Consider the following 17,896-nt stretch of genomic DNA (forward strand, 5'->3'; position numbering starts at 1 on the left):
TGGGCACGGGGGCAGGCCCGGGCGGCGGTCGGACCGGACCCGTCGCCCGGTTGATGTCAGCCCCGCTGCGATGGGTCGCCACGGGAGTGGGCGTGACGGTGGTGGCGGTCTCCGGCATCTTCGGCGGGCTGGACACCGTCGACAGGTCGAAACTGCCCACTGTGGAGCTCGGGGCGGTCGACCGGGGCAAGCCGTGGAACGTGACGGTGGTGCGGGTCCGACTGATCGCCGACCTGCCGGCACACAAGCCGACGACCGCCGGCAACCATTGGGTCGGCGTCGTCGCGACCGTCGAGGTCACCGCCCCGGAGAGCCGCGCCGACCTGTGGGACGTCCTCCGGCTGCCCGGCGCCGAGGGCCTCAGGAGCGAGAAGCCGGCGTACGTCGTACTGATGCGTGACGACACGGAACGCGTCCGGCTCAATCCCGGGATGCCCGAGCAACTCGCCTTCGTCTGGGAACGGGCCGGCGACAGCCGCCCGAGCGCGGTGACCGTGCAGATCCTCGGCAAGACCTTGCGGCAGGACAGCCTCACCGGAACGATGACGTGGCTCGATCCCGCACCTCGGGCCGAGGTCGTCGCACCGGTCGAGGATCAGCGGACATGACAGCCTGGCCCGGTGACCAGGGGCCGGCCGAGACCGCCGGACTCCGGGTGCCGCCCGGTGCCCAGCCGCCGGTCGAGGTGCCCGGCCACCAGGCGCCGCCCCGCCGGCTCGCCCGGATAGGCTCCCGGCTGGGTGTCGGTGTCCTGGTGCTCGCCGCGCTGGCCGTCGGCGGTCCGCTCGCCGCGCTGCGCCCGACGAGCGACGTCCGGGAGCGGCCCTTCGTCCAGCAGGGTGGCTTCGGCGAGTTGGCTTCGGTGCGTACCTTCGAGGCCACGGTGGTCAGCGTGCGCGGCGCGGCGAAGGTCTCGCAGCGCGGCCGGGTGTACGACACCGCCGGGGTGTGGGTGCTGGTCCGGGTACGCCTGAGCGCCACGGACGAGGCGACCACCGTCAACTACGCCGCGCTCCGGGACGAGCGGGAGCGCAGTCATCAGCAGACCGCCCGGCTCGAACAGCCGCTCACGAGCAGCAGCCGTACTCTCCAGCCGGGAATACCGGTCGAGGGCGAGATCGTCTTCGAGGTTCCCCGAGACACCGCCACCCGGCTCTGGCTGCGGTTGGCGCAGCCCGTCCTCGACCGGCGGATGGACGCGATGGCGGAGGTGCCACTGCTTCCGGTGCCACGGTCCACAATCGACCGCTGGTCGGCGGATCCGGCCCCGGCCGTCGTCACACCGGCGAAGGTAGGTCCGCCGTGACGTGGCCGGGCGAGGTGGAGACCGCGGTGTTGCCTCGGATCGAGGGGCCTGCCGTGGCGTCGCCGGAGGGCGCGGAGACCGCGGTGCTGCCCCGGATCGACGGGCCCGTCGTGGCGTCGACCGGTGACGCGGCGGCGCGCGGTTGGTGGCGACGCAACCGGTGGGGCGTGCTGGCGTTGCTGCCGGCCCTCGCCCTGGCACTCGGACCCGCCGTCAGGCAGGGCTACGAGCAGATGACCCGGGCCGAGCCCCGACGGGCGGTGGTCCCTGGCCCGGACGGCTGGGTGACGTACGCCGGGTCCCGGATGAGGCTGGCGGAGCTGACCTCCACGACCGAACTGACCGGCCGGGACGGCAGGCCGTTCCCGCTCCCCGCCGGAGTGCGGGCCTGGCGGGCGACGGTGCTCTTCGAACCGGATACGCCGGAGGGCGTCGTCGGCTGCTCGGTCTGGCTGGAGGACAGCGACGGCCGGCTCTCCTCCGCCGGTCCGGCCGAACTGCTCGGCGCGGGGGTGTTGGCCGGCGGCTGCGGTCCGGAGCGCGACGCCGGTGGCCGGCCGTACGAAAAGGTCTTCTACTTCGTTCTGCCGGAGTCGTCGTCCCCGGTCGCGGCCCGGGTGGTCACCACCTCGATGCTGCCCCGCTACGCCCAACTCTCGGCCGGCTGAGCAGCCCCGGCGTTCCCGGCGTTCCCGGCGTGGCCCCGGGGCATCGGCGTTTCCGGGCCTCGGTCGGGGCCCCGATCCGGGCCTCGGTCCGGGCCCCGATCCGGGGCCGGCGCCGACTCGGTGGCCGGGGCGGGAGGCTGGAACCGCAGTACCCGGTCGATCGCCGCAGCGAGCAGGCAGACCAGCAGCACGATCCCGATCGACTCGTTCAGAATGCCGAGTGGGCCGGAGAGCGGCACCCATACCGTCTCCAGGTCCCGTGGGCCGACCAGCAGCCGTTCCCACTCCCAGAGCCAGTACTGGACGTTCTGCGACGCGACAAAGGCCAGGCAGAAGAGCAGCATCGGCGCCAGGCCCGCCCGGGTGAGCAGCCGGAGACCATGTACCAGCGGGCCGAGCCGTTCGTGTAGTTCGGTGCCGACAGCGGTGTAGACCGCCCGGATCGGTCGCGGCAGGCGGGCCCGCTGGTAGCGCTCGGCGTCCGGTGGCGGTGGGGTCAGGCGGTGACCGTAGACCACGGCGCCGGCCGCCAGCCACGCCACCGGTACCATGATGACCGCGTCCGCCGAGGCCAGCAGGCCGGCGAGCCAGATTCCGGCGGTGTGGACCGGCTCGGCGAGCGGTCCGAGGTACCCGAGCAGGTGTTGCCCGGTGTCGAGCAGCCAGTTGATGATCCGGCGCTCCTGTGCCCACGCGGTCACCGGCTTCTGTACCGCCTGGAGCGCGCCGGCGACCACGACGATCCAGATCACCTCGACGTACGCCCCGACCACGCCCAACCACGGCCAGCGCAGCCGACCCTGCCAGTTGGAGAGCAGCCAGCGCAGGACGACCGCCACGACGATCACCGAGACGAGGGTGGTGCCGACGGATGCCGGAATGCGCTCCGCCAACTGGCTCGGCGCGCCGTCGAACACCTCGGCCCGGCCGAAGGTGTCGTCGACGACCACCAGGTACTGGTAACGGCTCAGGTCCTCCTGGAGGTAGCCCATCGCGGCGTACACGGCCAGGAACGGCGCCAGCGCGCTGCCGACGTGGTCCAGCAGGCTCCGGCGTCGACCGTCCGGCGTGGAGACGACAGCCTCCGGCGACGTCGCGGCGGCCAGGTAGGGCAGCGAGCCGCGTACGACCCGGAGCATCAGGGTGAACGCGGTCAGCATGGCGATCGGGGCCAGCACCACCACGAGGACGGCCAGCATTCCGTTGAAGCGGCTGAGCGGGACCGCTGCGATCAGGATGAACTCCCGGGCCGCCACCCCGGCAAGGTGGAGCGCGAACAGCGTCGGCCAGTGCCGGGCCAGCAGCCTGAGGGCGCTGCCCACGACGATTCCCGTACCGAGCAAGGCCCGGCCCAGCCGGGGAGGTCGACCAGCGGAGCGGGGCGCGGATCGCCCTCCGCCGATTGCTGCCACGCGGCACAGGCTAACGCTCCGAGGGGATCGAGGTTGACCGGAATCACGGCGATGCCGCCCCCATCGTTCGGGCGTTCGGGCTGCATGGAAGGGTCCGCCGGCGGTCCAGCGTATTGACAGATTGCTCTACGCTGTCGACATGTCGCTCAGAGTTGTTCGGGTCGCTGCCGTGGCGCTCGGCTTCGGCGCTCTGCTGATGGCAATGGCGGTGACCGCCTGGGCGCAGCCGCTCCGAGACCGGATCGAGCCCTCCTGGCTGGGCTATCTCGGCTATCTCCTGGCGTCGGCGGCCAGTGTGCTCGTCCCGTACGTCGTCTTCTCGCGGTTCGTCTGTCCGCTGCGGCGGCGTCCCGCCGGATTCGCTGTCGACTCCGCCGCGCGTCGGTTCCTGGCCGGGACCTTTCCCCGTACCTCCGGAACCCAGTCGATCCTGCTGCTCTGGGCCGGTGGCAACTTCATCATGAGCGCCGCACGCACGCCCGGTGGAGAGCTGGCTTTCGGCGACTGGCAGTCCGCCATCGTCCCGGTCGGGCTGTTCGGTGTGACGGTCGTGGTCGGGGTGCTCGTGCCCTTCGTCCGGCACGCGACCGTCGTACTGGACCCGACCGGGATCACCATCTGGAGGAGTCGGCGGCACCGTACCGTCATCCCGTGGGACGAGCTGGCGCCGGGTGGACCACCACCGCCGGCCAGGGTCGGTTCATCGGTCACGCTCTACCGCCGGGGCTGGCATCCGGCGGTGGGTCCACCCCGTACCGACGAACTGCCGGTCGGGTTGCTGAACGTGCAGCCCGCCTTCCTCGCCGGGGCGATCCGCCGGTACGCCGAACAGCCGCAGCTCCGCGCCGGCATCGGCACCCCGACGGAACTGGCCCAACTCCGTGCCGACCTTCCGCCGGAGTACGGCGGCGGGATCGAGGAGGACGGCGGCGAAATCGAGGAGGACGGCGCCGGGCACCGGCAGCCCGTCCAGGAATCCGACTCGCGGCAGCGGTAGCCCGGCGGCGGGGTCAGGTCGCCGGATGCAGTCCGGTCCACTGCCGCCCGTCCGGCCGGCCGGAGCGCCACTCGTCCAGCAGTTCGACGGCCCGGTGCTCGGGAGCCGCGAGCAGGACGACCTGCTCGCCGGCCTTGATCGACCGTTCCTGGGGCAGCGAGCCCTCGCTGCAGCACTTGCAGAGCAGCTCCCCACTGGTCAGCACCTCGGCGCCGAGGTCGTGCCGGGAGAAGACCTCGATCAGGGCCTCGACGTCGTCGGTCGTTGCCGCCGTCACGGTCACCGAGAGCGTGGCCAGGTCCGACGGGGTGAACAGCATGATCTCGTCGAAGACCGCATAGCGCTGCCCCTCGACGATCCGTTCGCCGTTGGGAGCGCCGTCGTGCAGGACCACCTCGCCGAACCGGCGGCTCGGATCGAACGGCACGGTGAAGACCCGGGCCCGGGTCGGACAGAGCCGGCGGGCCCAGACCACCTCCTGACCCGTCGCGGTGTCGATGCGTACGCAGGTGATCCCGAGGTCGACCAGGATCTCGCCCTCGCCGGATGGGAGGGGGATGCCGTACCCGATCCAGCAGTCCCGGGCGGTGGACCAGTCCCGCAGTACGGTGGCGGCGATGCCGAGGTTCCAGAACGCCGGGTCCTGCTGCCCGCGTGACGCCCGTGCGGCAGCCTCCCTGCCCAGCTCGTACGCCTTGGGCCAGTCGCGGAGGAACTTGTACGCCAGGGCCGCGTCGAACCAGAGCTTCTCACTGCCCGGCCGGTCGGGTGCCCGACGGAGAGCAGTCTCCATCAACTTCCCGGCCTGCTGCCACTCCTCGGCGTCCCACGCCTGGTACGCCCGCTTGACGAGGTCGTCGTCGGAAGAATGCTGGAAGACCGTCACGCAGGGCAGAGTAGATCACGCGGTCCTGCCGCCCGGTACCCCGTCCGATCAGGTACCGGATCCGACGGTAGGGCGGCCACGGAAGGCGAGCACCACCGGCCAACGCCGCCAGACGGCGACGTGCAGGACGATCCCGAGGGCGAGATAGTTGAGCGCGGAGAGCGCGACCCAGGCGTCGGGATTCGCCCGGCGCCAGTGGAGTTGCCCGGCGTAGCGCGACAGCGCCGCGTACAGCAGGGCCGCGACGACGGCGATCAGCAGCAGGGTGCAGCACCGCGCCGCGGCCGGGGCCAGCCGGCTCGCGGGCCAACCGTCGAAGAGCATCGAGACCAGCAGTCCACTGGCGATCGTCGTGCCGCCGACGGCGTTGATCCGGTCCGGGCCCCAGCCGGCCACGGACCAGAGCAGCAGGAAGCTTCCGGTGGCGCCGACGACGAGCGTCGCGCTGCCGGTAGCCATCCGGGTGCCGCGCCGCCGGATCAGGGTGAACGGCCAGCCGCCCAGGGCGACGTAGAACGCCACCTGCCACACTCCCAGATTCAGCAGGGCCGCGCTGTACAGCGCCGCCGGAACCGGTCCGCCCGGGTTGCGCAGCCGCTCGGCGGTGCGCGTCGCTGCCGGCACGTCGTCGAGGTTCACCAGCAGCAGGTACGCCGCCACGGCCAACCCGAACGTTACGACCAGTGCCGTCGTGCCACCCCAGAACCAGCCGAGCCGGCGCATTGGCCAACCCTCACCGACGAGGGTCAGATGCAGCAGAAATGTGAACGCGGCCCCGCCGAGCGCCAGGGTCACCGGGAACGTCGGCGGATGCCCCGGTCCCGGGTTGGCGGCGAAGACGCCGCGCAGGTCGACCTGGCTGGTCACGGCCTGGCCGAGGATCGTCAGGGCCACCGCGCTGACGATCACGATCAGCGTGTCGGTCAGGCCCGACCAACCGGAGCGGAGTCGGCTGCCCGGCCAGTCCTGCCACCAGAAGGCGACGGTCGTGATCACCGGCAGGGCGAAGGTGGCCAGCGGGCCGAGCACCAGCAGCGACTCCTCCGCGCCACCGAGGGCGAAGCCGAGCAGGAAGAAGAACGGTACGACCACGGCCAGTCCGGCCAGCCCGAGCACCGGTTGACGTGCCGACGCCTGGGCCGGCAGGTGTGGCCCGGCGTCCGGCTCAGATGACATCGAGGGCGTACTTTACGCAGGTCAGCCAGATTGCGGGCCGGATTTGCGGGTACTGCGGTCAGCCCGTGCCGGCGCCCCGCGTCACCGCGTACCTTCCGGATGTGTCCGTAGCCAGCCGAGGACCTCGCCGGCGTGCTGAGCTGGCGGATACACCGGATAGAAGACGTGTTCGATCACGTCCCGGCGAACGATCATCGTCAGCCGCCGGTACAGCGTCATCCCACCGGCGGAGAAGGTCGGCAGCCGCAGCGCGTCGCGTACCGCGAACTCCGGATCGGCGAGCATGGTGAACGGCAGGCGCAGTCGACTGACCACTTCCCGCTGGTAGTGGCCGGGCTGCGAGGAGAGACCGTAGACCCGGGCCGCGCCGGCTCCGATCAGTTCCGCGTGATGATCGCGGAAACCGCACGCCTCGGCGGTGCAGCCCTGTGCCCCGGGTATCGTGTCCCAGCCCTCCGGCAGGTCCACACCGGGGCGGCCGGTGAGCGGATAGACGTACAGCACGGTCCGTCCGGGGCCCAACGCCGCCAGTCCGACCGTCGATCCGTCGGTGGCCGGCAGTGTCACCCCGGGCAGGCGTACCCCGACCAGGCGGTCCGCCGTGCCGTCGTCGGAGGGGATCGGAGGGTCACACCGGACCGGATGACCGTCGAGCCCGTGGCCGGCCGCGAAAGGCCGTACGCCGCTCGGCATCGACCGTTCGGCGGCGGCCCGCAGGTGCTGGGCCAGCGCGTCCCGCCGCCGGGTCAACCGGACGATCCGCGCGGACAGCGCGTCGATCGCGTCCCGGTACGCCGCCAGCGACGCCGGGCACTCGTCACCCGAGCCGTGACCGCTGGCCAGACACTCCACGAACGGCCGGGTCTCCTCGACCGACAGCCCCAGGCCGGTCAGCTCCCGGATCTCCCGTACCTGGCGGACCGCCACGGGGTCGTAGTCCCGGTAACCGTTCGGCAGCCGGACCGGAACCACCAGGCCGACCTTCTCGTAGTACCGCAACGCCCGGACCGTCACTTCGGCCTGCCGGGCCAACTCTCCTGCTCGCACGCCTCGACGCTAAACCCGTACCCCGAGGTCCAGGTCAAGCCGCGCGAGGCCGCAGAACGACGGCGACTCCGTTCGACACCGGCTCCGTTCCCGCAGCTCCGTTCCCGCGGCTCCGTTCCGGCGGCTCCGTTCCCGCCGACTCCGGGCGGCAGCGGGCCGCCAGTGGCATGGAACAATCTCCCACCGACCGACCATTGTGCGTGACGAGATGACTCCCTCGGCCAAAACCTGAAGAACGGGTCTGCACAGCGATAAATGGACGGCTATCATTCTGCTATGAAGAATGAGGCGCCCGTTCCGCCGTATCACATCGCCTCTGTCGACCACGCCCTGCGGCTACTGCTGCTTCTTCAGACCAAGCCGAGCATCCGGGTCGCGGAGGCGGCGAACGAGCTGAAGGTCGCCCGTTCGACCGCGCACCGCCTGCTGGCGATGCTCGTCTACCGCGGGTTCGCGGCCCAGAACGCGACCACCCGGGCCTACCATCCCGGGCCGGTGCTGATCGAGGTCGGCATGGGCGCGCTGTCCAAGCTGGACGTCCGCCGCAAGGCCCGGCCGTACCTGGAACGCCTGGTGGCCACGACGGGCGAGACGGCGAGCCTCCAGATCCTGGAGGGCAACCACGTCCGGTTCGTCGACTCCGTCGAGTCGACGAACGCGGTCCGGGTGGCCTCCCGGGCCGGGGTGAGCCTGCCGGCGCACGCCTCCTCCGGCGGCAAGGTGCTGCTGGCCGGGATGTCGCTGGAGGCGGTGCAGCGGCTGTACCCGAGCGAGCCGGTGGAGCAGGTGACCGATCCGACCAGGACCGACCCGGCCTCCCTGTTCGAGGAGTTGGCGGAGACCCGCGCCCAGGGCTACTCGGTCAACCACTGCGAGGGTGAACCCGGGCTGGTGGCGGTCGGCGTACCGCTGCCGGACCGCACCGGTACGCCGATCGCCTCACTCACCGTCGCCGGACCTACCGCCCGGATGGGCCCGGACGAGGTGGACCGGGCGGTGGAGGCGCTTCGCGAGGCGGCACAGGAACTCGGCGAAAGCCTCTACCGCTGAACGGCTGTAAGGAAGGGCCCCTTCTTATCGCTTTCTGTAGAAGAAGGGTCCCTTCCTAACCGGTACCTGAGCTCCTATACCGACCCGACCTGCTCAACAGGTTCCTGGCCCACGCGGTCTGACCCTCGAACCCGACTCGGCCTAAGATCCAAGATCGGTAGCGCCGCAGGAGGGGACTCCGGACGGTGGAGGAGATGATCGACGGGGCTATCGAGGACGCGATGACGCGGTCGATGCTGCGGGAGAACCGGTGATCCAAACCTTCGAACTCGCCAAACACTATGGCCACGTGCGGGCGGTGGACGGCATCAGTTTCACGGCGCATCCCGGCCGTGTCACCGGGTTCCTCGGGCTCAACGGGTCCGGGAAGACCACAACCCTGCGGATGCTGCTCGGCCTGAGCCGCCCGACGTCCGGCCGCGCGTTGATCAACAACAAACGGTTTCAGGATCTCCGGTACCCGCCGCGGGAGATCGGCGCTGTCCTCGAGCAGGGCATCGCCCATCCAGGACAGACGGGTCGGGCACACCTCGTCGCCCAGGCGATCCTCGCCGGAGCGGGCCGAGGCCGGGTGGACGCCCTGCTGGACCAGGTCGGCCTCACCGACGCGGCGGACCGGCGCAGCGGCGGCTACTCGTTGGGCATGCGGCAGCGCTTGGCGGTGGCGACCGCACTGCTTGGCGACCCACCGGTACTGGTGCTCGACGAACCAGCGAACGGCCTCGACCCGGAGGGCATCGCGTGGCTCCGGCTGCTGCTGCGCGACCACGCCCGGCGCGGCGGGACAGTGCTCATTTCCAGCCACCTACTGGCCGAACTGGCTCACCTCATCGACGACGTGGTGATCGTCGCCAAAGGCCAGATCAGGTGTGCCGCCCCGCTGGCCAGCCTCTACGGCGCCGCAGCCCAGCGGCTGCGGGTGCGCGGTCGTGACCAACGGCGGCTGTGGCAGGTCTTCGAGAGCGTCGGAGGACGGGTGACGAGAAACGGTGACGCCCTGGAGGTGGTGGGTCTGACCCCGGAGGACGCCGGTGAGGTCGCCTTCGGCGCCCGGGTGCCGCTCTACGAGTTGACCGTGGACACCCCGAACCTGGAACAGATCTTTCTCGACCTGGCGACCGTCTGATGGTGGCGTTGGTGCGTAGCGAGCTCTACCGAGTAGCGACGATCCGGTCCAGTTGGGTCTCCATCCTCGTATTCGGCGTGGTGGGACTGCTGCTCGGCGCGGTCAACAGCGACGCCTGGGCGCTGTTGGTTGGCATGGGGGCGTACGGGCTGTCCGCCATGATCGTGTCCCAGCACTACCAGCACCGGACGGCCGTCCTGCTCTACCTCGCCAAGCCCAGGCGTGTCGTGGTGCTCGTCGGTCAGGTGGTCACCGCGGTGATCGTGACGGTGGGGGTCGTGGCCGTCAGCGGCCTCACGGTCGCCCTGAACGGCGACCCGAACCGGTACGGGAACCTGTTGGCCACGCTCCCCGTCGTGGCGGTGTTCGGTGCCGCGACAGCGGCGATCGTCCGCCGCTCGACCTGGTTGTTCCTGGGTGCCGCGTGCTGGTTCGTGTTCGTCGAGGGTCTCGTCGGCAGGCTGCGGGCCCCGCTGCCGTTCTCGACCTTCCTCGGCGCCGGCGCCGGTGACCCCCGAAGCCTCGTCATTGCCGGCGGCTGGACCGTCATGGCGGTCGTCGTCGCCATGGTCGCGGTGGGCCGCGACCACACCGGCAACTGACCGCTGGCAGGGAGGGCGCTGACGCGTCGACCGATCGCAGGCGCGGTGACCGGGGATCATCGCGAGGTAGGCGAGCCCGGCGACGGCGCTCGGTACGGTATCGACGGTCGGGGTCGGCCGCGCCAGACTGTAGTTCCAGTCTTCTCCCGCGTGACGCGGAGGGCGACCGCCATGAGCATCCTGAACCCGCGCCTGATCGCGCTCGCGGTGCTGGGCCTCGGCCTGGCCGGGTTCGACCTGTGGCTCGGACTCGCCCATGGCACGGTGTCCGGACCGGTGGTCTGGAGCGGCTGCGCCGTGGGCCTCGCCTACGTCGCCACGGGCGTCACCGCGTGGGCCCTCCGCCCGCGTAGCCGGATCGGTCTCTGGATGACCGTGATGGGCATCGTGGCGCTGATGGCGTTCGCCAGCACGGGGGTACGGCCTCCCACGGACCTGCCGGGTCGGGCGATCCTGACCCTGGTCGGCACCCCGGCCCTCTGGCTGCAGTTCGCCGTCGGCACCCATCTGTTCCTCACCTATCCGAGCGGTCGTGCCGAGAACCGCACCGAACGCGTGCTGACGGGGACCACCTTCGCCACGGCCACGGTCGCCTCCGTACTCACGCTCCTGACCAAGACGGCGGTTCCCGCCTGTGCCGGCTGGTGCGGTCCGAGCCCACTGGCGATGATCCACGAGCCGGACCTCTACCTGTGGCTCCGGTCCGTGTTCCTGGTCGTTCTCGTCGTGCTGGCCGGGCTGGGGTGGCTGGTGCTGCTACGCGGTTACCTGGGCGCGGGACCACGTCGCCGGCGGTCCCAGCGATTTCGGCTCGGCCTGGCCACCGCGACGCTGCTGATCCTGGCGACCGGAATCCTGGGGTTGCTCGCCTACTACACGGGCACCGAGAGCGCCGAGGGTCTCGTGGATCATATGGGCCTCGTGATCGGCTGGGCGAGTGTCGCGGGGCTCCCGTTCGGCTTCCTGTTCGGATTGCTCCGCGACCGTTGGGCCTTCGCCGACCTGGGGAGTCTCGTCGGCCGGGCGCAGAACGCGAACCCCGAGGTGGTGGAGCGTGGCCTCGCCCGCGCGGTGCGGGACCCCGAACTCCGCGTGGCGTACGCGTCGGCGGATGGTTGGCGCGACGTGCTCGGCCGGCCGTACCATCCGCCGGCCGACGACAGCCGAAGCCGGACCGAGATCGGTGAGCCACCGGTGGCGCTGCTGGTCCACGATCCCGATCTTCGTGCCGAACCCGCGCTCCTGGCGGCGGCGACCGCGGTGCTGCGGCTCACCGCCACCAGCGTCCCCGCCGCCGGGCCAGTACCGGACCGCCACGTCTTCATCTCGTACGTCCGTGAGGACTCGGCCGCCGTCGACCGGCTCGCCACGGCGCTGCGCGGTCACGGCATCGAGGTGTGGCTGGACCGCACGCACCTGGTACCGGGCGATCGGTGGGCCGACCGGATCAGGCAGGCGATCGGCGCGGGGGCTAATTTCGTCGCGTGCTTCTCGGCGGCGTCCTCGCGCCGCGACCGGACTTATATGAACGAAGAGTTGATCCTCGCGATCGAGGAACTGCGCCTGCGCCCACGTGACCGGCGCTGGTTCCTGCCCGTCGTCCTGGATGGGAGCCCGGTGCCGGACCACCCGATCGGGGCGGGGGAGACGCTCCGCAGCCTGCACCACGTAGATCTCTCCGAGGGCTGGGAGGCCGGGGTGCTCCGCGTCGCGCACGCGATATCGACGCCCTGAGCATCAGCCGATGGGGAATCAGTCGAACTGGATCACCAGACTGGTGATCTGGTCGCCGCTGCGGTGGATGATGAGCGTGCCGGTGCCGCCACGGGACCACTCGAAGGAAACCACCTCGGCCGCCGTGTCGGTGCGTACCGTCAGGACCCGCATCGTGTCGTCCGGCGGGTTCGTCGCGTACGCCTCGGCGATGGCGTCCCGGCCGACGAACGGGCCGACCGGCGGGCCGATGAACGTCATGACCGCGTCCGGGTGGAGGCTTGTCGTCAGCCAAGACCAGTCGCCATCGGCGACGGCCGCGTTGAAACGGTCGATGTGGGCGCGCGCCAGGGCCTCGGTCATGGGCGCGAACCTACGCCCGTCGAGGGCCGTCGGTCAGCCCCGTTCGCGCCCCGTTCGCGCGTCTGACCCTGTTATCCTCTCATGACATGCAGGCAGGTGACCGGATCGACCGCGGCTCGCCGCTGCCGATGTACTACCAGCTCAAGCAGTTGATAGTCCGGGACATCGAGCGGCGACGGCTCCAGCCGGGTGATCGGCTCCTCGGCGATCACGAGCTGTGTGCCCGGTACGACGTCTCCCGTACCGTCGTCCGGCAGGCGCTGACCGACCTGGAGAACGAGGGCCTGATCGAGCGGGTCAAGGGCCGGGGCACCTTCGTCGCGCACCCGAAGACCGCCGAGGGGCTGGTCCAGTCGTTGACGGGGCTGTTCGAGGACGTCGCCGCCCGGGGCGGCCACCTGCGCAGCGAGGTACGCCGCGCCGAGGTGCTGCCGGCCGACGCCGCCGTCGCCGCAGACCTGGAGATGTCGCCCGGTGATCCGGTGATCCACCTGGAGCGGCTCCGGTTCGTCGACGACGAGCCGTGGGTCTGGACCGTGACCCATCTTCCGGCGCCGCTCGCCCCGGGCCTGGTCGACGAGGACCTGACCGACCGTTCGCTCTACCGGGTGCTCGAAGCGTCGTACGGGGTGCGGCTGGTCCGGGGCGTCCGCTCCGTCGAGGCCGCGGTGGCGAGTGCCGCCCAGGCGAGGCTGCTCGGCATCCGGCGGGGTGATCCGGTGCTGGTGCTGCGGAGCGTGAGCATTGGCGAGTCGGGGCGCCCGGTCGAGAGCTTCCTCGCGCTGCACCGGGGGGACCGCAGCCGCTTCCAGGTCGAGTTGAACCGCGCCGCCGCCAGCGGTGGGGCCGGCACCCCGCTCGTACTCGTCACGTCCTGACCCCGGAGCCGTCCCACCCGCTCGCCGTCCCACGGCCGGCCGTCCCATCCGCTCGCCGTCCCACGGCTGGCCGTTCCCCCGCTCGGCGGTGCCTGGAGCTGCGGCAATCTCCGTCGACCTCTTGACATCCTGTAATGACAGGACGACAGTGTCGGAAACACGACCGAAACGGGAGCTGACGTGAGTACAAGCGCCACCCCGCCGCTCCAGCCCTTCGCGATCCGGTTCGGCGCCGACAACGGCACCCTGGAACCGCAGGGGCCGACCCTTCAGCGGCGGATGTCCGACCTCGAGGGGTTGTTCGCGGACCGCCGCGCCTGGGAACAGGCCGTCGCGGACGGCGACCCGGTGGTCTACACAGTCGTCTCCTCACCGGTGCCGGAGGCCGCCCGGGAGCTGCCACAGTCAATCACCACGATCTTTCCGGGTGACACCGGCGGCGAGTTCTGGATGACCAAGGGACACCAGCACCCCGACCCGCAGGGCGAGATCTACCTGGGTCTGGAAGGTCGCGGCGGCCTGCTGCTCTTCGACGGTGACCGGGCCGAGTGGCTGGACATCAGCCCTGGAGTGATCGGCTACATCCCGCCGGGCTGGGCGCACCGCAGCGTCAACGTCGGCGACGAGCCGTACCGGTTCCTCGCCGTCTATCCCGGCAGCGCCGGGCACGACTACGGATGGGTGCTCACCCACGGCATGGGCCTGCGGGCCCGCAGAGCCGAAACCGAGGCCACGGTCGGAGCCGAAACCGAGGCCACGGTCGGAGCCGAAACCGAGGCCACGGTCGGAGCCGAAACCGAGGCCACGGTCGGAGCCGAGGCCGAGACGACGGTCGGAGCCGAGGCCACCGTCGAACTCGTCCCGTTCGGCGCCCCGGCAGGTACCAGCGCATCCACCGCCCGCCCCCACTGACAGGAGACCCCCATGGCAACGAAGAGCGTCTCACTCGCCGCGGCCGGGCTTGCCGCGGTCGTCACCCTGGCCGTCGGCGTCGTCGCCGGCCGGGCCTTCGGCTCCGGTTCCGGCTCGGACGACGGTGGCGGTGACGCCGCGACGGCGGCAATCGCCGGTACGAAGATCGACGTCATCGTGAAGGCGACCGAATCCGAGTTCTGGCAGTCCATGCTGGCCGGCGCGAAGAAGGCCGGCGGCGATCTCGGGGTCGAACTGGACCTGTTCGGGCCCACCTCGGAAGCCGACATCGAACCGCAGGTACGGCTGGTCGAGGACGCCATCTCCCGGGGTGCCAAGGGGATCGTCCTGGCGCCGAACTCGTCCACCGCGCTGAACGGGGTGATCGACCGGGCCCGGTCCACCGGGATCAAGGTGGTGATCGTCGACAACGCGGTGCAGACCAAGAGCGACGGCTTCATCGGCACCGACAACGTCAAGGCCGGCGCCCAGGCGGGCCAGCGGCTCTGTGAGCTGATCACCAAGGCCGGCAAGCCGAACGGGAAGGTGCTGCACGAGAGCGCGGTCTCCGGCATCCAGGTGCTGATCGACCGGTTCGAGGGCTTCAAGCAGGGCCTGGCGGAGAAGTGCCCGCAGGCGACGGTCGTACAGACGCTGGTCAACGACAACGACCTGAACAAGGCGGTCGGCCAGGTCAACGACGCGCTGACCCGGGTGCCCGACCTGGCCGGCATCTTCGCCGACAACAACACCTCCGGCGTCGGCACCGCCAAGGCGGTCCAGGAGAAGGGCGTCGGTGACCGGGTCGCCGTGGTCGCCTTCGACTCCGACCCGGCCGAGATCGAGGCGGTACGGTCCGGCGGGATCGACGCGATCGTCGTACAGAACCCGTTCTTCTTCGGGTACCAGGGTGTGGTCGAGGCGGCGATGGCGGTCGCCGGCAGCAACGCGCCGCAGCGGCTCGACCCGGGTGCGGTACTGGTGGACAAGGGCAACGTCGAGGCCGAGGAACTCCAGGCGCTGCTCAACCCGCCGAAGACCAAGGGCTGAGGCGTACCCGAGGAGAATCCGAGGAGGATTCGAGGAGGTGTCATGAGCAGCGACGATCCGGTGGTACGGCTGCGCGGGGTCACCAAGGCGTACGGGCCGGTGACGGCGCTGGAAGACGTCGACCTGGACCTGCTCCCCGGCGAGGTGCACTGCCTCGCCGGGGAGAACGGGGCCGGCAAGTCGACCCTGATCAAGGTGTTGACCGGCGCGGTGGCCCGGGACCGGGGCGAGTACCAGGTGGCCGGAAGGGCTCTCGGGTCGCGCCCGTCACCGGTCGAGACCCGCGACGCCGGGATCGGCGTCGTCTACCAGGAGCTGAGCCTGCTGCCGGACCTCAGCGTGCTGGACAACCTCACCATGGGCCGGTTCCCGCGTCGGCTGTTCGGCATCGTCGACCGGGGCGCGCAGCGCCGGGCCGCGCAGGACCACCTGGACCGGGTCGGCCTGGGTGACCTCGACCTGACCCAGCCGGTCCGGGCGCTGCCGACCGCGACCCGGCAGCTCGTCGAGATCGCCCGGGTCCTCGGCACCGAGGCCAAGCTGGTCATCTTCGACGAGCCGACCACCGCGCTGTCGGAACGGGAGGCGGCGGCGCTGCTGGACCGGGTCGGCGCGCTGCGGGACGCCGGCCACACCGTGCTCTACGTGACGCACCGACTGGAGGAGATGTTCGAGGTCGGGGACCGGGTCACCGTGCTCCGCGACGGCAGGGTCGTCGCGACCCGGCCGGTCGCCGAGTACGACCACGATTCGCTGATCCAGGCGATGGTCGGCCGCCCGGTCCAGAACCTCTATCCCGGCGTACGACACGAGATCGGCCCGCCCCGGCTGGAGGTACGCGGGCTGCGGATCGCCGGCTTCGCCGCCCCGGTCGACCTGACCGTGGGCCGGGGCGAGATCGTCGGCCTGGCCGGGCTGCTCGGTGCCGGCCGTTCGGAGATCGTCCGCGCGGTCTTCGGCGCCGATCCGGTCCAGGGCGGGCAGGTCAAGGTCGACGGGGTGCGGGTGCCCGCCGGCTCGCCCCGGGCCGCCGCCCGGCACGGCGTCGCCCTGGTGACCGAGGACCGGAAGGAGTCGGGGCTGCTGCTCCAGCTCTCGATCGAGGCGAACGTCTCCATCGCCAGCCTCGGCCAGGTCTCCAGCGGTTCGGTGCTGCGCGGCAGCCGCGAGCGCCGGCACGTCGAGCAGGCGGTCGGGGGCCTACGCCTGAAGTACGGCTCGTTCGGCGACCCGGTGACCTCGCTCTCCGGCGGCAACCAGCAGAAGGTCCTGCTCGCCCGCTGGCTCGCCACCGGCGCGAAGGTGCTGCTGCTGGACGAGCCGACCAAGGGTGTCGACGTCGGCGCCAAGGCCGACATCTACCAGGCGATCGCCGAGATGGCCCGCAACGGGCTCGCCGTACTGGTCGTCTCCTCGTACCTGCCCGAGCTGCTGGGTCTCTGCGACCGCATCGTCGTCGTACGGGAGCGGGAGATCGTCGGGGAGCTGCCGGCGGCCGAGGCCACCGAGGAGAAGATCCTCCGGCTCACCAGTCCACCGACGTCGGCTGCGGACCTGTCGGCCCCGATGCCCGCGCAAGCCCCTCTGGAGTCCCGATGACCCTCGACAAGAACGCGACCCCGGCCAGCGGACAACCCACCGAGCCGGCCACCGGACAACCCACCGGACCGGCCACCGACGAGTCGGCGGCCACGAACGGGGAGCCGGCCGCCGGTGGACAGCCGGGCACGGCGGCGGAGAAGGAGGTGCTCGGGCTGGGCGCCCTGCTCGGACGCGGCTTCGGCGGGCTGCCCGTACTCGTGTTGCTGGTCCTCGGGTTGAGCCTGGCCACCGACACGTTCCTGACCGGAACCAACCTGGACAACCTCGGCCGGCAGGTCTCGATCTACGCGATCATCGCGATCGGCCAGCTCCTGGTGATCCTCACCGCCGGCATCGACCTCTCGGTCGGTTCGGTGGTCGGCCTGTCCGGAGTGATCGCCGCGAAGGCGGTCTTCGACACCGCCGGCAGCGGGCCGGTGCTGCTGGCCGTCGTGCTCGCCCTGCTGGTCGGGGCGGCGGTCGGGCTGCTGAACGGCGTACTCGTGGCGATCCTGAAGATGCCGCCGTTCATCGTCACCCTCGGCACCCTCGGGATGGCCCGGGGCCTGACCCTGCTCTACACCGACGGCCGGACCATCCAGCCGCTGCCGCGCTCGTTCACCCAGATAGCCGGCGGGGAGTTCCTCGGCGTCGCGAACCTGATCTGGCTGACGGTACTGATCGCACTGCTCGTCGGGTTCGGGCTGCGCCGGACGATCTGGGGTCGCTACATCTACGCGGTCGGCTCCAATCCGGAGTCGGCCCGGCTCACCGGGGTACCGGTGAACGCCGTCCTGCTCAGCGTCTACGCCCTGTCCGGCATGCTGGCGGCGCTCGGCGGCATCCTGCTGGCGTCCCGGCTCGGCAACGGCGTACCGACCGCCGGCACCGGATACGAGCTACAGGCGATCGCCGCCTGTGTGATCGGCGGGGCGAGTTTGTTCGGTGCCCGGGGATCGGCGCTCGGTGCCCTGGTCGGCGCGCTGATCGTCGGGCTGCTCAACAACGGCGGCACCCTGCTCGGCATCGACCCGTTCTGGTTGCAGGTCGCGATCGGCGCGCTGATCCTGGTCGCGGTCGGCGTCGACCAGTTGCAGGGGCGGCGGCTCGTCCGCCGGGGGGCGTGACG

General features: G+C 71.1%; 18 protein-coding genes. 13 read left to right on the forward strand and 5 right to left on the reverse strand.

Annotation, left to right across the window (positions count from 1 at the left end):
* Positions 1-92: 92 nt before the first annotated feature.
* Genes I0C86_RS01080 through I0C86_RS01090 form a run of 3 tightly spaced genes read left to right on the forward strand, consistent with a single transcriptional unit; the run spans position 93 to position 1,974 of the window.
* Entirely contained in the window at positions 93-608 is a 516-nt protein-coding gene (locus I0C86_RS01080) for a hypothetical protein (protein WP_196199258.1), read from the forward strand.
* Positions 605-1,306: a DUF4352 domain-containing protein gene (locus tag I0C86_RS01085; protein ID WP_196199259.1), complete on the forward strand. Its 702-nt coding sequence runs from the start codon at positions 605-607 to the stop codon at positions 1,304-1,306. Before I0C86_RS01080 ends, I0C86_RS01085 begins: the two co-directional genes overlap by 4 nt.
* Positions 1,303-1,974, forward strand: a complete 672-nt coding sequence (locus tag I0C86_RS01090) for a hypothetical protein (protein WP_196199260.1) — start codon at positions 1,303-1,305, stop codon at positions 1,972-1,974. Before I0C86_RS01085 ends, I0C86_RS01090 begins: the two co-directional genes overlap by 4 nt.
* Here the strand turns inward: I0C86_RS01090 and I0C86_RS01095 are convergent.
* On the reverse strand, positions 1,950-3,386 hold the full coding sequence (locus I0C86_RS01095; protein ID WP_196199261.1) for a hypothetical protein: 1,437 nt from the start codon (positions 3,384-3,386) through the stop codon (positions 1,950-1,952). The two genes, I0C86_RS01090 and I0C86_RS01095, sit on opposite strands and share 25 nt — an antisense overlap.
* Before the next feature lie 139 nt (positions 3,387-3,525).
* Between I0C86_RS01095 and I0C86_RS01100 the strand changes: the two genes are divergently transcribed.
* Positions 3,526-4,383 carry a hypothetical protein gene (locus tag I0C86_RS01100; RefSeq protein ID WP_196199262.1) on the forward strand — a complete coding sequence of 286 codons (858 nt, stop codon included), beginning with the start codon at positions 3,526-3,528 and terminating at the stop codon, positions 4,381-4,383.
* A 13-nt stretch (positions 4,384-4,396) separates the two neighbouring features.
* Here I0C86_RS01100 and I0C86_RS01105 read toward each other — a convergent pair whose 3' ends face one another.
* The 3 genes from I0C86_RS01105 to I0C86_RS01115 all read right to left on the reverse strand — a co-directional run bounded on the left by I0C86_RS01105 (position 4,397) and on the right by I0C86_RS01115 (position 7,492).
* On the reverse strand, positions 4,397-5,269 hold the full coding sequence (locus I0C86_RS01105) for a tetratricopeptide repeat protein (protein ID WP_196199263.1): 873 nt from the start codon (positions 5,267-5,269) through the stop codon (positions 4,397-4,399).
* Between the two features lie 48 nt (positions 5,270-5,317).
* Positions 5,318-6,445, reverse strand: coding sequence for a hypothetical protein (locus I0C86_RS01110; protein ID WP_196199264.1), 1,128 nt, complete (start codon positions 6,443-6,445; stop codon positions 5,318-5,320).
* 81 nt (positions 6,446-6,526) lie between these two features.
* Positions 6,527-7,492, reverse strand: coding sequence for a MerR family transcriptional regulator (locus I0C86_RS01115; protein ID WP_196199265.1), 966 nt, complete (start codon positions 7,490-7,492; stop codon positions 6,527-6,529).
* Positions 7,493-7,768: 276 nt separating this feature from the next.
* On the opposite strand from I0C86_RS01115, the gene I0C86_RS01120 reads away from it, so the two are divergent.
* From I0C86_RS01120 to I0C86_RS01135, 4 genes are all read left to right on the forward strand, one after another.
* Positions 7,769-8,542: an IclR family transcriptional regulator gene (locus I0C86_RS01120; protein WP_196199266.1), complete on the forward strand. Its 774-nt coding sequence runs from the start codon at positions 7,769-7,771 to the stop codon at positions 8,540-8,542.
* Between the two features lie 250 nt (positions 8,543-8,792).
* Positions 8,793-9,668, forward strand: coding sequence for an ATP-binding cassette domain-containing protein (locus I0C86_RS01125; RefSeq protein WP_196199267.1), 876 nt, complete (start codon positions 8,793-8,795; stop codon positions 9,666-9,668).
* Between the two features lie 11 nt (positions 9,669-9,679).
* Entirely contained in the window at positions 9,680-10,270 is a 591-nt protein-coding gene (locus I0C86_RS01130) for a hypothetical protein (RefSeq protein ID WP_196199268.1), read from the forward strand.
* Positions 10,271-10,441: 171 nt separating this feature from the next.
* Positions 10,442-12,004 carry a toll/interleukin-1 receptor domain-containing protein gene (locus I0C86_RS01135; protein WP_196199269.1) on the forward strand — a complete coding sequence of 521 codons (1,563 nt, stop codon included), beginning with the start codon at positions 10,442-10,444 and terminating at the stop codon, positions 12,002-12,004.
* Between the two features lie 18 nt (positions 12,005-12,022).
* Here I0C86_RS01135 and I0C86_RS01140 read toward each other — a convergent pair whose 3' ends face one another.
* Positions 12,023-12,346: a nuclear transport factor 2 family protein gene (locus tag I0C86_RS01140; RefSeq protein ID WP_196199270.1), complete on the reverse strand. Its 324-nt coding sequence runs from the start codon at positions 12,344-12,346 to the stop codon at positions 12,023-12,025.
* 86 nt (positions 12,347-12,432) lie between these two features.
* On the opposite strand from I0C86_RS01140, the gene I0C86_RS01145 reads away from it, so the two are divergent.
* The 5 genes from I0C86_RS01145 (at position 12,433) to I0C86_RS01165 (ending at position 17,894) form a co-directional block, all read left to right on the forward strand.
* Positions 12,433-13,224, forward strand: a complete 792-nt coding sequence (locus I0C86_RS01145; RefSeq protein WP_196199271.1) for a GntR family transcriptional regulator — start codon at positions 12,433-12,435, stop codon at positions 13,222-13,224.
* Positions 13,225-13,404: 180 nt separating this feature from the next.
* Entirely contained in the window at positions 13,405-14,136 is a 732-nt protein-coding gene (locus tag I0C86_RS01150) for a glucose-6-phosphate isomerase family protein (RefSeq protein ID WP_196199272.1), read from the forward strand.
* Positions 14,137-14,148: 12 nt separating this feature from the next.
* Positions 14,149-15,186 (forward strand): ABC transporter substrate-binding protein, encoded by a 1,038-nt coding sequence (locus I0C86_RS01155; protein WP_196199273.1) that lies wholly within the window; start codon positions 14,149-14,151, stop codon positions 15,184-15,186.
* A gap of 42 nt (positions 15,187-15,228) precedes the next feature.
* Positions 15,229-16,785 carry a sugar ABC transporter ATP-binding protein gene (locus I0C86_RS01160; RefSeq protein ID WP_196199274.1) on the forward strand — a complete coding sequence of 519 codons (1,557 nt, stop codon included), beginning with the start codon at positions 15,229-15,231 and terminating at the stop codon, positions 16,783-16,785.
* The gene (locus tag I0C86_RS01165; RefSeq protein WP_196199275.1) at positions 16,782-17,894 is read left to right on the forward strand and encodes an ABC transporter permease; all 1,113 of its coding nucleotides are present in this window, start codon (positions 16,782-16,784) and stop codon (positions 17,892-17,894) included. The genes I0C86_RS01160 and I0C86_RS01165 overlap by 4 nt, the downstream gene beginning before the upstream one ends.
* Positions 17,895-17,896: the final 2 nt, after the last annotated feature.

Source organism: Plantactinospora alkalitolerans, from assembly GCF_015690345.1.
Lineage (GTDB): Bacteria > Actinomycetota > Actinomycetes > Mycobacteriales > Micromonosporaceae > Plantactinospora > Plantactinospora alkalitolerans.

Bases quoted from the DNA above. Each gene is read 5' to 3' on its own strand.
- I0C86_RS01085 (WP_196199259.1), top strand. From the start codon at position 605: ATGACAGCCTGGCCCGGTGACCAGGGGCCGGCCGAGACCGCCGGACTC.
- I0C86_RS01100 (WP_196199262.1), top strand. From the start codon at position 3,526: ATGTCGCTCAGAGTTGTTCGGGTCGCTGCCGTGGCGCTCGGCTTCGGC.
- I0C86_RS01110 (WP_196199264.1), bottom strand. From the start codon at position 6,445: ATGTCATCTGAGCCGGACGCCGGGCCACACCTGCCGGCCCAGGCGTCG.
- I0C86_RS01120 (WP_196199266.1), top strand. From the start codon at position 7,769: ATGAAGAATGAGGCGCCCGTTCCGCCGTATCACATCGCCTCTGTCGAC.
- I0C86_RS01135 (WP_196199269.1), top strand. From the start codon at position 10,442: ATGAGCATCCTGAACCCGCGCCTGATCGCGCTCGCGGTGCTGGGCCTC.
- I0C86_RS01140 (WP_196199270.1), bottom strand. From the start codon at position 12,346: ATGACCGAGGCCCTGGCGCGCGCCCACATCGACCGTTTCAACGCGGCC.
- I0C86_RS01145 (WP_196199271.1), top strand. From the start codon at position 12,433: ATGCAGGCAGGTGACCGGATCGACCGCGGCTCGCCGCTGCCGATGTAC.
- I0C86_RS01155 (WP_196199273.1), top strand. From the start codon at position 14,149: ATGGCAACGAAGAGCGTCTCACTCGCCGCGGCCGGGCTTGCCGCGGTC.
- I0C86_RS01160 (WP_196199274.1), top strand. From the start codon at position 15,229: ATGAGCAGCGACGATCCGGTGGTACGGCTGCGCGGGGTCACCAAGGCG.
- I0C86_RS01165 (WP_196199275.1), top strand. From the start codon at position 16,782: ATGACCCTCGACAAGAACGCGACCCCGGCCAGCGGACAACCCACCGAG.